The organism is Asticcacaulis sp. SL142 (assembly GCF_026625745.1).
Lineage (GTDB): Bacteria > Pseudomonadota > Alphaproteobacteria > Caulobacterales > Caulobacteraceae > Asticcacaulis.
On record NZ_CP113061.1, the window covers coordinates 1,375,434 to 1,388,917 of the forward strand.

A 13,484-nucleotide genomic window follows, 5' to 3' on the forward strand; every position below is an offset into this window, starting at 1 on the left:
CATTAGATTTCAGCCAGATCACGCAAGCGTAAAAAAATATGCCCTTGATCCATGCGTGAGAGGGCGGCGTATAGGTTGAGTAAGTCAAACCGTGAGGCCCGTGCATGTCCGACAGCCATATTTATGACCCTATCAAGCCGTTTGACCCGCATGGCCCACATGCTGACTTCAGCTTTAGCCGCCTGCCACTGGGCGAAGATCGTCAAAGGGTCGCCATCATCGGCACCGGCATTGCCGGACTGTCAGCAGCTTGGATGCTCAAAGACAGATACGAACTGACGGTGTTTGAAAAAACTGCCAAACCCGGTGGCCATTCCCACAGCTTTAATGCCGGGACAGAAGATGCCCCGCTGTGGATCGACATGGGTTTTATTGTCTTTAATAACCCTTGTTACCCCAACCTTTTGAATTTGTTTGACCATCTGGGCGTGGCCCATGAGCCGTCAGACATGTCGTTTGGCGTCAGTGTCGATCAGGACGGGCCGAGGCATCTCGAATATGCCTCAACCAGCCTCAATGGCCTGTTTGCCCAGCGTCGCAACCTGATCCGGCCTCGGTTTTTGAGTCTGCTTAGCGATATCATGCGCTTTTACAAACACGCGCCGATTGATACCAAGGCCCTGACCTCAGACAGCTACACTTTAGGCGAATATCTGACTGATAAGCGTTATGGCCGGGCATTTATCGACGATCATCTGCTGCCACAGGCGGCGGCGATCTGGTCAACCTCAGCGCGGGAGATCATGGATTATCCGCTTAAGGCCTTCATTGCGTTCTTTGAAAATCACGGCCTGCTGCGCCTGAAAGACCGCGTGCCGTGGCGGACGGTGACGAACGGCTCTCAGGCCTATGTCGAAAAATTGACGGCGACATTCACAGACCGCATCGTCACCAACACCGCCATCCGAACCGTGATCCGCCATGAGCGCGAAGTCATTGTCATTGATGAGCAAGACCGCGCTCACCGCTTTGATCATGTGATTTTCGCCACCCATACGCCCGATACGCTGGCCATGCTCGGTGATCCCGATGACATGGAAACCGATATCCTAGGCGGCATCAGCTACACGCCCAACACGGTGGTCCTGCATACCGACGCGAACCTGATGCCCAAGCGCCGCCATGCCTGGTCAAGCTGGAACTATATCGGTAAGGGCGCGGACCATGACCGCCAGTTGTGTGTCAGCTACTGGATGAACCGGCTTCAGAACCTGAAAACCGACACGGATTATTTTGTCACCCTCAATCCGGTGACGCCGGTCGATCCGGCCAAAATCATTTCAGTCGTCGAGTTTGACCACCCGCTGTTTAATGCCCGCGCGCTCAAGTCTCAGCAGCATATTGGGCTTATTCAGGGCGTGCGGCGGACGTGGTTTTGTGGGGCGTGGATGGGTCATGGCTTTCACGAAGACGGCCTGCAATCCGGATTGGCGGTGGCGGAAGCCTTGAGCGGGATGAGGCGTCCATGGGCGTTTGATCCGGCCCAAAGCCGCATTGCTTGGCGGCCCAAACCGGCCGACTATGCGGCCGATGTAGTTGCCGAGAAACTGAATGAACGCGCCCTTCCCCGCCCCTGCTGAGCATAAAATCAACCGGCCAGATGCGCTGGCTGCAGGTCTTTATGCGGGGGATGTGTTGCATGTCCGCTATGCGCCGAAATCGCACCGGCTGAGCTATAAGGTGTTTCAGGTGCTGCTCGATCTGGATCATCTGGACGCCGACATCAAACCCCTTAAATGGTTATCGCTCAACCGGTTTGGCTGGCTTAGCTTCCATGAGACCGACCACGGCCCGGATCAGGCCGACACAGCCCGACCACTCAAAGACCGCGTGGTGCGCCATCTGAAATCGCGTGACATGTACGCAGAAGGCGACCGGTTGTTTTTGCTGACCATGCCGCGGGTGCTGGGCTATGTGTTCAACCCGATCAGCCTCTATTTCGTGCAGGCACCGGATGGCCAGATGCGCTGTGTGGTCTATGAGGTCAACAACACCTTTGGCGATCGCCACTCTTATGTCTTGCCGGTTGAGACAGCCGCCCGCCACATCCATCAGTACAGCCCCAAACGGCTGCATGTGTCACCGTTCATGGACATGGATATGAGCTATGATTTTGACCTGACCGCCCCGCGTGAGACCTTTGCGCTCAAGATCATGCTGCGGCAAAAGGGAGAGAATATGCTGCTGGCGGCCTTTACAGCCCGGCGTGAGGCCTTGAGCGATAAGGCCCTGATGCAGCAGTTTTGGGGCCTGCCGCTGATGACGCTGGGGGTCATGGCCGGCATACATTGGGAAGCGCTGAAAATCTGGTTGAAAGGCATCAAGTACCGCCCAAAACCGCCGACGGCTAAATCTTCGGCCTCAGTCGGGTGATCTGGCGATACCTACAACATTTTGACGGTGCGGATCGAAAACTGCGACACCAGCTTAGAGACCCCCGGCATGGTCGACAGGACATCGCGGTGGACATCTTCATAGGACAGGCTGTCGCGCAAGACGATTTTCAGCAGATAATCGGCTTCTCCCGACATCAGGTGACATTCTTCGATCGGTGCGCACGTTAAGGCGACCTTCTCGAACTTCTCAAAGGTCTCACGACGCTGGTCCTGCAAGGTGACGTGGACAAACACCGTCCCCTGCTTGCCCTGCACATTTTCGGCGATGACGGCGCGGTAGCCGGTGATGATGCCGCGTTGCTCTAAAATCTTGACGCGGCGGTGGGCCGCTGACGGGCTTAAGCCCACCTTTTCACCCAGTTCCGCCGCCGTGGCGCGCGCATCCGCCCGCAAAACCTTGATCAGTTCACGATCAAAGGAATCGAGGTCGGAAAATTTGTCGGAATTGGCCATGAAATTGAGATTATATCGCGCAACTTGGCAATTCAAGCTGCAAATTTGCAAAAACATCTTACGGCTTTCGTATCATTATCAACAAAATAACCCTGTGATCACAACAGGCTATAATCACTGGAAACCGACAGGAGGTCGCTCATGAAAATAAGCGTTCCGAAGGAAATCAAGAACCACGAATATCGGGTGGGCTTAGTGCCGGATTCGGTGGCGGAGCTTACCCACCACGGCCACGAGGTCTATGTGGAAACACTGGCCGGGGACGCCATTGGCTTTTCGGATAAGGACTATCTGGCCGTCGGTGCGGTCATTGTCGCCACTGCCGAAGAGGTCTTCGCCGTCGGTGACCTGATCGTCAAGGTCAAGGAACCGCAGCTTCACGAATGTGCCCGCCTGCACCCCCATCAGACCCTGTTCACCTATCTGCATCTGGCCGCTGACAAACCGCAGGCCCAGGCCCTGATGGCGTCGGGGGCGACCTGCATCGCCTATGAGACCGTGACCGAGCCGCAAGGGGGCCTGCCTCTGCTGCGCCCCATGTCCGAAGTGGCGGGCCGGCTCTCGGTTCAGGTCGGGGCCGTTTATCTGCATAAGGCTTACGGTGGACGCGGCGTCCTGTTGGGCGGGGTGCCCGGGGTGGCACCGGGCAAGGTCGTGATCATCGGCGGCGGGGTTGCGGGCCTCAATGCCGCCCAGATGGCGGTGGGCCTTCATGCCGATGTCACGGTGCTTGATATCTCAGCCCATAAGCTGATTGAGATCGACCAGACCTATCAGGGGCGCATCAAAACCGCCTACGCCTCAAAGGCCGCCATTGCCGCCGCCGTCAGGGAGGCTGACCTCGTGATCGGGGCCGTGCTGATCCCCGGAGCGGCTGCCCCTAAGCTGGTTACCCGCGATATGGTCAAGTCGATGAAGACAGGTGCGGTCATGGTTGACATTGCGATTGATCAGGGCGGCTGCTTTGAAACTTCACGCCCGACCTCGCATCAGGACCCGATCTATATCGAAGACGGCGTTGTCCATTACTGCGTCACCAATATGCCGGGGGCTGTGGCGCGCACATCGGCTCTGGCTTTGAATAACGCGACCTTGCCGTTTGTGCTCAAGATGGTGCGGCAGGGTGTCGCAGGGGCCTTGTCCAGCGATCCCCACCTGCGCGCAGGCCTTAATATTCAAGGCGGAAAGATCACCCACTGCGCGGTGGCAGACGCCTTAAATCTTGACTATAGCGGACTTGAAACCGCGACCTGAAGCCCCATATCAGGTCTACGAGCGATGCGACTGTTCTTCCCCCTTGCAGTCTCCGCTCCTGCGTAGAGCGCCAAACGCGCTTTACCCCAAAGGACGCTCGAACCGCCCCCCGTTCGGGCGTCCTTTTTCATGTGTATTTTACGGCTAATCAATCGGTTGATTTTGATCTATAGTCACGTTTCAGATCAATCATAAGAGCAAAGCCGCCGCATGACAGGGAACGCCGCCAATACCCGCCCAAAACCCGTAAGCCGTCCGGCACCGGGTCGCACCCATATCCGCCAGATCAAGGCGGATGAGCTTTATATCGTGCAGTCTCTGGCCCAGCGGATATGGCCCAACAGCTATGACGGCGTGATCGCGCCGCACCAGATCGACGCCATGCTGGCCGAAATCTATGCGCTTGATACGCTGGAGCGGGACATGGACGCGCTGGGGCATGTGTTCTGGATCATCAGCTACGCCGTGCCCGGTGAGCCGCCGGTCGATACGGGCTTTGCCTCAGCCTATAAGGATGGCTCAACCCTGTGGATCAAGAAGCTTTATATCCTGCCGGAATATCAGGGGCTGGGGCTGGGCAAGGCGTTAATGCATCAGGCGCTTGAGTACTTTGCCCCCGCCACGCACCTGTCGCTCTATGTCAATAAGGGCAACGAAAAGGCCATCGACTATTACAAATATAACGGCCTTCAGGTCATTACCGAAGTGCCGGTGCGCATGGGCCCGTTTGACTTTACCGACTATATTATGACGAAGGCGTTGTAGGTTTTTCTACATTAGCTCTGCAAGGCTTGGTCCGCCGAAAAAGCTTTTCCAAGCCCAGACCAACACACCATGAAATAAAACGGCGGGCCATAGTGAGCCTGTGCGATAGCGCATGCATGCACAGGCGGTTCCTAATATAGCCGCACATATCAAAAATTCCGGTTTCAGGAACAGCGTAGCCCCCTTGAGAAAGGTCGTGGCTTCGATCACATGCCACAGAATGAACAGGCCGATACCAAATCCAAACCACTGTTGGGCCCGCGGCCCCTCTCCGGCATCCGGAATCAACACACCCCGAAAGAAAAGCTCTTCGGTAAAGGCGGGCACCAGCATGACGAACAAAAGACTCTGCCAAATGCCTTTGGCTTCGACCTGCCAGACAATCAGGCTGGTCGCGTATGCTATCGTGCCTATCAGGCCCGTTGCGGTTACGGCGATAAAAAGACATTCCTGCCAGCCTTGACGCGAAGGCCATGTCAGCAATGAATTTAGGGCGCGCCTGTAAAGCTTTGTCATTACTCAGTAACAGTAGGCGGTGGGGCCTGATCACCAGGATTTAGATAGCCGGGTGATAACGCTACGGGCTTAACTGCCTCATCCAGATACTCCGCCGCCTTGGCCTTTTCCTCCGGCGTAAGTTGATCAAACAACGCCTGCGCCCGCACGGCGGCGGCCTGATCGCCGTCCTTGGCCAGACGTGAAAACTCAACATAGGCCCTGAGCAGGTTTTTGTCCGTCCCTATACCCCTTTCCAACATGTCGGCGGCTTTAAAGCGCGCGACAGCGTGATCCTTGAAACCGGCCTTTTGGTACCAGCCAAAGGCCTCAGCTTCGTTACGGGGCACACCCTCCCCACGCATCAGCTTTTCGGCCAGAATGTACTGCGACCCGCCGTGCCCCTGCTCAGCTGCCAGACGATACCACTTCGCAGCCTCAGTCTTATCGACCGGCACCGAAAAGCCGTAGTCATAGATTTCGGCCATGCGCACCTGCGCCGACAGTTTACCGCCCTCGGCCGCCTTACGCTCGACCTCGATCGGGTCAGGATAGGCCTGAATGCCCCAATTGTCATAGGCGACATAACCAAAGCCCGCCAGCACGGCCACAATCGGCACCACATAGACCCAGATTTTCCAATTTTGCTTAGTCCGTTTGTTCATGTCCCGGATCGCCATATTTCCTGTCACGCAGATCAGGTATGACGTTATCCTCTTTTGTAGTATTTTTAAATATCGCGCATCTTTCCAAAAACCGCTTCACACTTTTTTGGTATGCGCTTTAAAAAATCGCGTATAACACCTACATAACCAAAAGCGGGTGATCGCCCGCTTTTGACACATGAGCATTCGAGGGAGCTCTTCATATGCAATTCGCAGCTAAACTGGGCCAATCAAGACTGGGTAAGCGTATCGCGGCCTTTGCCGCACTGGCCGCCGCTGCTGTCACCTTATCCGCCTGCGGATTCAACACCATTCCGACCAAGCAGGAAGCCACCAAGGCCAAGTGGGCCGACGTGCAGTCGCAATATCAGCGCCGCGCTGACTTGATCCCCAATCTGGTCTCAACCGTTCAGGGCGCCGCCATTCAGGAGCGCACGACCCTGACCGAAGTGGTCGAAGCCCGCGCCAAGGCGACATCGGTCAATGTGGATGCGTCCACCATCACCGATCCGGCCAAGTTCCAGCAGTTTCAGCAGGCTCAGGACGGCCTGTCGTCGGCTCTGGGCCGCCTGATGGTCGTCGTTGAGCGTTACCCTGACCTAAAATCGAACCAGAACTTCCTGGCCCTGCAATCGCAATTAGAAGGCACGGAAAACCGCATTAATATTGCTCGCAACGATTACAACGAATCGGCGCGCGATTTTAACACGACCTTACGCACCTTCCCGTCGATCGTGTGGGCCAAGACCATCTATGGCGGCGAAAAGCCGTTCGAGTATTTCCAGGCCGCGGCTGGCGCTCAGAACGCCCCTTCGGTTAATTTCGATGGCTTAAAGCCGTCTGATCCGGCACCGGCAGCCCCGGCTGCCGCACCCGCCACAGTTCAGTAGTTGATTTAGACCGCACCCCATGACTAATTTATCCGTCCATAAGGCACGATCATGGGGTGCGGCTGTTTGGCTCGCCCTGATGGCGCTGGTGTTCGCCAGCGCCGCCCCATTAAGTGCTGCGATTGCCGAACCGACCTTCCCCAAACTAAGCGGTCGCGTCGTCGATCAGGCTAACTTGCTGACGCCAGAGGTTGAGGCCGAGCTGACGCAAAAGCTGTCCACGTTAGAGCAGACCACCTCCGATCAGGTTGTGGTTGTCACGGTGCCCGATCTCGAAGGCTACGACATCGCTGAATATGGCTATAAGCTGGGGCGGACCTGGGGTATCGGTCAGTCAGCCGAAAATGCCGTTGGCACGGATATTACTCAGAAAAACAATGGCGTATTGCTGATTGTCGCGCCCAATGAACGTAAGGTGCGGATTGAGGTCGGTTACGGGCTTGAACCCGTCATTACGGACGCTCTGTCGTCGGTCATCATCCAGACCCGCATTATCCCGCAGTTCCGTCAAAACAACTATCCGGGCGGGATTATTGCTGGCACTGACGCGATTATTGAGCAGCTATCGCTGGATCGCGGCGTGGCCATCGACCGCGCCAAGCAGGCCGCACAGCAACAACCGCAGGAACAGGAAATCCCGCGCTGGGTCATCATTCTGATCTTCATCCTGATTGTCATGTTTTCGCGCGGCTGGCTGCCGTTCTTCCTGCTCGGTGGACTGGGCGGCGGTGGGGGTGGCTGGTCCGGTGGCGGCGGAGGCGGCTTTGGCGGCGGTGGTTTTGGCGGGGGTGGTGGCGGCTTCGGCGGCGGCGGCTCATCAGGCAGTTGGTAGGATCAGATCATGGCACTTAAAATCGATCACAGCCGCATCAATGCCGCAATCTCAAAGGCCGAGGAAACGACTTCGGGCGAAATCACCTGTGTCATCAAATCAAAGCCGCTGGAATACCCTGAAACCCCGCTGATGTGGGCGACGGCCGCCGCCCTGATCGGGCCGGTTATCATGGCGTTGATGGGGGTTTGGCCGCAGGACTGGCTGATCCATATCGTGCCGGATGCCGCCATTGAGTGGCAGGCTGCTCACGGCCAGCAGGAATTTTATAACCGGCTGGAAACCATCGGCCTTTACGGGCTGGTGCAGGTTATTCTGTTCGCCATAGTTTATGGTCTCGTCACCATCCCCAAAGTGCGTCTGGCCCTGACCCCCGGCAGCATCAAGCGCAAACGCGCCCATAAAAAGGCGATGGAGCAGTTCATGGCCCGCGGCCTGCACTTGACCAAGGCCCGCACCGGCGTGATGATCTTCTGTGCGCTTGAGGAACATTTTGTCGATGTCATCGCCGATGAGGGCATCTATTCCAAGGTCGATCATAAGGTCTGGGATGAAACGGTCGCCGCCCTGATCAGCCATATCAAACGCGACGACCTGACCGGCGGGTTTGAGGCGGCCGTGATCCGCTGCGGCGAGGTTCTAAGTGCGCACTTCCCGCCCGACGCGGTCAATCTCAATGAACTGCCGGACGTGCTGATCGAGATTTAATCTTAGCCTCCTCTCCCCGCCTGCGGGGAGAGGGTTGGGGTGAGGGGCTTAAGGATGGCACCAATTTGCAGCGCATGTGGTTTTGCCCCTCATCCGGCCCGCCATCTTTGATGCCGTGCCACCTTCTCCCCGTTATACGGGGAGAAGGAAAGTAACGCTAATTACGCCCTGCCCCAACGCGTCTTGATAGCCGCTAGGCCAAGGCCGATCAGAAACACCAGAACACTCACCACAACTACGCCGTCACGCCATATTTCCGGCAAGTGCTTCATTATGCTGCCATCCGGAAACACAATGAACAGCATAACCGCCTCAACAGCCAACAAGAGCACTCCCTGCCAACGCACAGGCAGGCAGAAGCCCTTTTTAAACACGAACCAATAATTGCCCATCGCGCCCCCCAATTCAATTTAGATTATTTGCATACTTCATCGCCCACAAGCTACTTTAAAGGGCTGGCAATCTATTAGCATCATGTGTACACAACGCCCCCTTTTCAGAGTCCACGGTGCGCCATGACCTCCCGTCCCTATTGCGGTATCGATTTCGGCACGTCCAATTCAGCGGTGTGCGCGGGATTTGGCGACCGCCTCGAACTGGTGCCGGTCGAAGGCACCTCCGTGACCTTACCGTCGGCCTTATTTTTCAATTTTGAGACCGAGACCCTGACCTTTGGGCGGGCCGCCATCGGTGAATATCTGGAGCACTTTGAGGGCCGCCTGATGCGCGCGCTGAAATCGGTTCTGGGCAGCCGCCTGATCGGAGAAACGACCCAGATCGGTGCGGGCCGCAAAGATTTCCGCGCCATTATCGGGCTCTATATCAAGCACCTGAAAGCCTGCGCCGAAGCCCATACGGGTGAGACTATCGAAGATGTGGTGCTGGGCCGACCCGTTCATTTCGTTGACGAGGACCCAGAGGCAGATGCCCGCGCCGAAGCCGAACTGCGCGGCATAGCCGAGGCGCAAGGCTTCAAAAACATCAGCTTTGAGTATGAACCGCTGGCCGCTGCCCGCGATTATGAAAGCCGTCTGACGCGCGATGAGGTCGTGCTGGTCGTCGATATCGGCGGGGGCACGTCCGACTTTTCGGTGATCAAGCTGTCGCCCAACGCCAAACGTGGCGATGACCGTACAAACAGCATTCTGGCCAATTCAGGCGTCCACATCGGCGGTACGGATTTCGATACGCGCCTGAGCCTTAACACCGCCATGCGTGAGATGGGCTTCCGCTCGCAGATGAAAAGCGGTCTGGATATGCCGGGGCTTTATTATCACCAACTGGCGACCTGGCACCTGATCAATTTTCTATATACGCAAAAGAATATAGCGGGCATCCGGCAACTGCATTTTCAGGCGGCGCAACCCGAATTGACGCAGAGGCTGGTTGATACGGTAGATAAGCAACTGGGCCATCATGTCGCCAACCGGATTGAGGGCGCCAAGATCGCTTTGTCGGATCAGGAGGCAACCTCAGTTGACCTCAGCGCCGTTGATGCGGACTGGCTGATGACCATCAACCGCGACACCCTCAAAGCCGCGACCGAGCGCGAAGTTGGCCGTATTGTCGATACGGCGGTGGCCTGCGTTACCGAAAAAGCAGGTCTGGAACGCAATGCCATCCACACCCTGTTTATGACCGGGGGTTCGACCGCCATGCCGGGCTTTGAAGACGCCATGCGCGCCGCGTTTCCTGCCGCCGCTATTAACTACGGCGACCGCTTTTCGTCGGTGGCGTCGGGTTTGGGGCTGGCCGCTAAAGAGCGGTACAGAATCAATTAGAAATGGCACAATACGGGTTCGATATAGATTCTTTCGGAATTAGTAATGACACACAAGAAAGATTTTGATCCGGTTATTCAAGAATCTAGAGATGATCGTATAGCGTATTCTCGCCAGTGGCATATTTGGTTAGGGTTAGGTTCGGCGGGCGGAGCTATCTCGATGGTTTCATTGTCAGCAAGCCTTCCAAATATAAACGTCGCGATACAATTTTTCTTACCTTCACTTTGGATGTTTCTTTTTGGTGTAATTTTTTCTGCGGCTAGTTTGTTGGCTTTAGTTAGAAAAGCCAGAGGCGCAGAGATTCATTATGGTACTGCAAAGCTTTTAGACGAAAACAAAATGAAGCTTTTGCAACTGATGCAAATTAATGGCGGTCACATAAATCCGGATCATCCAGAGTTTATGATATTAGACGCGAAAATTAAGAACGGCGATAAGATAGCAAACAAATCATGGAAGACGCGAAACCGTTGGAATTTCGCTTCAACCATCTTTCAATCCATGTCTGCGCTTCTATTTGTATTAGGTTTTTTATGGCCGTTAAGTGCCTTAAGCCTTGGTCATGTCTTCCCACTTAATTAATTCGCATTTCCCCTTGCATTTCGCGTGACGGCGTTGTATCAGCACGATAACACACTAACACGTTGATACAGACATGCCCCCCCCCTCCGATGATGACATCCTTGTCCGCGCTATCCTGAGCCTTCAGTCCGAGGCTGAGGTGAAGGCGTTTCTGGACGACCTATGTACACCGTCGGAACTGCGCGCCTTTGCCGAGCGGTTCAAAGTCGCGCGCCTGCTGGACGAAGGGCAGTCGTCCTACCGCGAAATCTCCGAAAAGACCGGAGCGTCAACCACCACCGTTACCCGCGTGGCGCGTTTCCTGCGCGACATGCCTCATCAAGGTTACCGGCGTGTGCTGGACCGCCTCAAAGCCGATAAAGAGTAGAGCCTAATGTCTGAACCCCGTCTTCGCATTGCCGTCCAAAAGTCCGGCCGTCTGGCTGACCGTTCGCTGGAGCTGATTTCCGGCGCGGGCCTGCGCGTCATGAAGGGTGCCAATGAGCTGCTTTACCGGATCGAGAACCAGCCGATCGATCTTCTGCGCGTGCGTGACGACGACATCCCGACCTTTGTGGCCGATGGCGTGGCCGAACTGGGGATCGTCGGCTACAATGTTCTGGCCGAGCACTTCCCTGATGCCGACCTTGAAGCCATGATCGTGCAGCGTCTGGGCTTTGGGTCGTGTACGCTTAAAATCGCCGTACCGAACGAGGCAAACTACACCGGCCCGCAGTGGTTGGAAGGCAAGCGCATCGCCACCTCCTATCCCAATGTGCTGGGTGCCTGGCTCAAAACCCACGGCATTACGGCGGAGATTGTCGAAATGCGCGGCGCGGTCGAAGTCGCTCCCCGCATGAAGATCGCCCACGCCATTTGCGATCTGGTCTCGACCGGCGCAACATTAGAGGCCAACGGCATGAAGGCGACCGATCTGGTGCTGAAATCCGAAGCCGTGCTGGTTAAGGCCCCTCATGCGCCGGCCCCGGAACTGGCCCACACCTATGACATGCTGCTGCGTCGTTTCGATGGTGTTACGGCTTCGACTGGCGCCAAGTACGTCATGATGAATGCGCCGCGTGAGCATCTGAGCGAGATCATCGAACTGATCCCCGGTGCTGATGCGCCGACGATCATGCAACTGGCCGGTCGCGAAGACACGGTCGCCGTCCATGCCGTCTGTCAGGAAAATGTGTTCTGGGACACGCTGGATAAGCTGAAAACCGCCGGGGCCTCCGCGATCCTCGTCCTGCCGATCGAGAAAATGATGAAATAGGTGTCACGGACACCTTATGAGTAAAACGATGAAAACCTTTGTCTGGAAAAACCTAAGCACGACCGAGCGCAAAGCCGCCCTCGCCCGCCCCGCCAATCGGCGTGATACGCGCGTGCTGGAGACGGTGCGCACGATATTCGATGATGTCGAAGCACGCGGGTTTGCGGCTGTGTCTGACTGGGCGATCAAGCTGGACGGCCACGCCCCTAAGCGGGTCGACCTGACTGCCGCAACCGTTGATGCCGCCCGCGCCGCCCTTTCCCGCGAAGACCTTGAGGCAATGGAACTGGCGGTCGAAAATGTGCGCGCTTTTCAGGAAGCCGAGTTGCCGAGCGACGGCCCCATCATCGCCCCGAAACCGGGCCTGAGCCTGCAACGGGTGTATCGCCCGATCACCACCGCCGGACTCTATATTCCGGGGGGATTGGCACCGCTGTTTTCGACCCTGATCATGACCGCCGTGCCGGCTTTGGTCGCCAAAGTCCCCAACCGCGTTGCCATCACCCCGCCCGCCAAAGACGGCTCGCTACACCCGATGATGATCGCGACAGCCGCGGCTTCTGGACTCGACAGTCTGTGGTCAGTCGGGGGGGCGCACGGCATTGCAGCATTGGCCACCGGCGCGCTTGAGGGCGTACCTGCGGCCGATAAACTATTCGGGCCGGGCAACAAATATGTGACTGAGGCCAAGCGTCAGGCGACCGAGCGCGTCTCCGGCATCGCCATCGACATGCCCGCAGGCCCCTCGGAACTGCTGGTCATTGCCGACAAAACCGCCAACGTGAAACTGGTCGCCGCCGACCTTCTCAGTCAGGCCGAACACGATGCAGACGCGCAAGTTGTGCTGGTCGCCTTTGATGCCGGTATCGCCGCCGCCATTGCGGCAGAGGTCGAAGCCCAGGTATCACGCCTGCCGCGTGAGATCATTGCCCGCGCCTCCTTGGAGCAGGCCCGCCTGTTCATCGTCGATGATCTTGACGCGGCGGCGGAGGTGTCCAACCTCTACGGCCCCGAACACCTGGCCATTCAGGTCGCAGATGTCGATGCGATTATCCCTAACCTGACCGCGGCGGGGACGATTTTTGCGGGCACCTACGCGGCGGAAACCTTTGGTGATTACGCGGCGGGCCCCAGCCACGTTCTGCCGACCGATGGCGCGGCCAAGGCCTGGGACGGCATCACCGTGCGCTCGTACCTGACCAGTTTTGTGATACAGCGCGCCACCAAGGCCGGGGCCGCCGCCATTGCGCCCGCCGCCGCCCGCCTCGCCCGCCTCGAAGGCCTCGAAGCCCATGCTTTGGCGGCGGACTTCAGGCTGGAGGTTTAAATGATACGTCTTAACTGCGCCGCCGTTTTTTTGAGTTGCGCTAACGCTTCGCTGCTTGAGCGCGGGGCCGCCGACTTT

At 57.0% G+C, this 13,484-nt stretch carries 16 protein-coding genes; 12 read left to right on the top strand and 4 right to left on the bottom strand.

Annotation, left to right across the window (positions count from 1 at the left end; all coding sequences use genetic code 11):
- The first annotated feature begins 104 nt into the window (after nucleotides 1-104).
- Nucleotides 105-1,580 (top strand): NAD(P)/FAD-dependent oxidoreductase, encoded by a 1,476-nt coding sequence (locus OVA03_RS06275; protein WP_267527288.1) that lies wholly within the window; start codon nucleotides 105-107, stop codon nucleotides 1,578-1,580.
- Nucleotides 1,552-2,373 (top strand): DUF1365 domain-containing protein, encoded by an 822-nt coding sequence (locus tag OVA03_RS06280; protein WP_267527289.1) that lies wholly within the window; start codon nucleotides 1,552-1,554, stop codon nucleotides 2,371-2,373. The genes OVA03_RS06275 and OVA03_RS06280 overlap by 29 nt, the downstream gene beginning before the upstream one ends.
- 11 nt (nucleotides 2,374-2,384) lie before the next feature.
- On the opposite strand, the gene OVA03_RS06285 is transcribed toward OVA03_RS06280, so the two are convergent.
- Nucleotides 2,385-2,849, bottom strand: coding sequence for an Lrp/AsnC family transcriptional regulator (locus OVA03_RS06285; RefSeq protein ID WP_267527290.1), 465 nt, complete (start codon nucleotides 2,847-2,849; stop codon nucleotides 2,385-2,387).
- Between the two features lie 141 nt (nucleotides 2,850-2,990).
- Between OVA03_RS06285 and ald the strand changes: the two genes are divergently transcribed.
- Nucleotides 2,991-4,103 (top strand): alanine dehydrogenase, encoded by a 1,113-nt coding sequence (ald, locus tag OVA03_RS06290; protein ID WP_267527291.1) that lies wholly within the window; start codon nucleotides 2,991-2,993, stop codon nucleotides 4,101-4,103.
- A gap of 210 nt (nucleotides 4,104-4,313) precedes the next feature.
- Nucleotides 4,314-4,868 (top strand): GNAT family N-acetyltransferase, encoded by a 555-nt coding sequence (locus OVA03_RS06295; RefSeq protein ID WP_267527292.1) that lies wholly within the window; start codon nucleotides 4,314-4,316, stop codon nucleotides 4,866-4,868.
- A gap of 6 nt (nucleotides 4,869-4,874) precedes the next feature.
- On the opposite strand, the gene OVA03_RS06300 is transcribed toward OVA03_RS06295, so the two are convergent.
- Both OVA03_RS06300 and OVA03_RS06305 read right to left on the bottom strand, forming a co-directional pair.
- Nucleotides 4,875-5,351, bottom strand: a complete 477-nt coding sequence (locus OVA03_RS06300; protein ID WP_267527293.1) for a type II CAAX prenyl endopeptidase Rce1 family protein — start codon at nucleotides 5,349-5,351, stop codon at nucleotides 4,875-4,877.
- Between the two features lie 32 nt (nucleotides 5,352-5,383).
- Nucleotides 5,384-6,028: a tetratricopeptide repeat protein gene (locus tag OVA03_RS06305; RefSeq protein ID WP_267527294.1), complete on the bottom strand. Its 645-nt coding sequence runs from the start codon at nucleotides 6,026-6,028 to the stop codon at nucleotides 5,384-5,386.
- Between the two features lie 203 nt (nucleotides 6,029-6,231).
- On the opposite strand from OVA03_RS06305, the gene OVA03_RS06310 reads away from it, so the two are divergent.
- The 3 genes from OVA03_RS06310 to OVA03_RS06320 are packed head-to-tail and all read left to right on the top strand — an operon-like array spanning nucleotide 6,232 to nucleotide 8,458.
- Entirely contained in the window at nucleotides 6,232-6,918 is a 687-nt protein-coding gene (locus tag OVA03_RS06310; protein WP_267527295.1) for a LemA family protein, read from the top strand.
- Nucleotides 6,919-6,937: 19 nt separating this feature from the next.
- Entirely contained in the window at nucleotides 6,938-7,750 is an 813-nt protein-coding gene (locus OVA03_RS06315; protein WP_324291034.1) for a TPM domain-containing protein, read from the top strand.
- A 9-nt stretch (nucleotides 7,751-7,759) separates the two neighbouring features.
- Nucleotides 7,760-8,458, top strand: a complete 699-nt coding sequence (locus tag OVA03_RS06320) for a TPM domain-containing protein (protein WP_267527296.1) — start codon at nucleotides 7,760-7,762, stop codon at nucleotides 8,456-8,458.
- A 161-nt stretch (nucleotides 8,459-8,619) separates the two neighbouring features.
- On the opposite strand, the gene OVA03_RS06325 is transcribed toward OVA03_RS06320, so the two are convergent.
- Nucleotides 8,620-8,784, bottom strand: a complete 165-nt coding sequence (locus OVA03_RS06325; protein ID WP_267527297.1) for a hypothetical protein — start codon at nucleotides 8,782-8,784, stop codon at nucleotides 8,620-8,622.
- Nucleotides 8,785-8,973: 189 nt separating this feature from the next.
- Between OVA03_RS06325 and OVA03_RS06330 the strand changes: the two genes are divergently transcribed.
- The 5 genes from OVA03_RS06330 (at nucleotide 8,974) to hisD (ending at nucleotide 13,406) form a co-directional block, all read left to right on the top strand.
- Nucleotides 8,974-10,239, top strand: coding sequence for an Hsp70 family protein (locus OVA03_RS06330; protein ID WP_267527298.1), 1,266 nt, complete (start codon nucleotides 8,974-8,976; stop codon nucleotides 10,237-10,239).
- 45 nt (nucleotides 10,240-10,284) lie between these two features.
- On the top strand, nucleotides 10,285-10,824 hold the full coding sequence (locus OVA03_RS06335; protein ID WP_267527299.1) for a hypothetical protein: 540 nt from the start codon (nucleotides 10,285-10,287) through the stop codon (nucleotides 10,822-10,824).
- Nucleotides 10,825-10,897: 73 nt separating this feature from the next.
- The gene (locus OVA03_RS06340) at nucleotides 10,898-11,191 is read left to right on the top strand and encodes a YerC/YecD family TrpR-related protein (RefSeq protein ID WP_267527300.1); all 294 of its coding nucleotides are present in this window, start codon (nucleotides 10,898-10,900) and stop codon (nucleotides 11,189-11,191) included.
- Between the two features lie 6 nt (nucleotides 11,192-11,197).
- The gene (gene hisG, locus OVA03_RS06345) at nucleotides 11,198-12,079 is read left to right on the top strand and encodes an ATP phosphoribosyltransferase (protein ID WP_267527301.1); all 882 of its coding nucleotides are present in this window, start codon (nucleotides 11,198-11,200) and stop codon (nucleotides 12,077-12,079) included.
- A gap of 16 nt (nucleotides 12,080-12,095) precedes the next feature.
- On the top strand, nucleotides 12,096-13,406 hold the full coding sequence (hisD, locus tag OVA03_RS06350) for a histidinol dehydrogenase (protein WP_267527302.1): 1,311 nt from the start codon (nucleotides 12,096-12,098) through the stop codon (nucleotides 13,404-13,406).
- The last annotated feature ends 78 nt before the right edge of the window (nucleotides 13,407-13,484 follow it).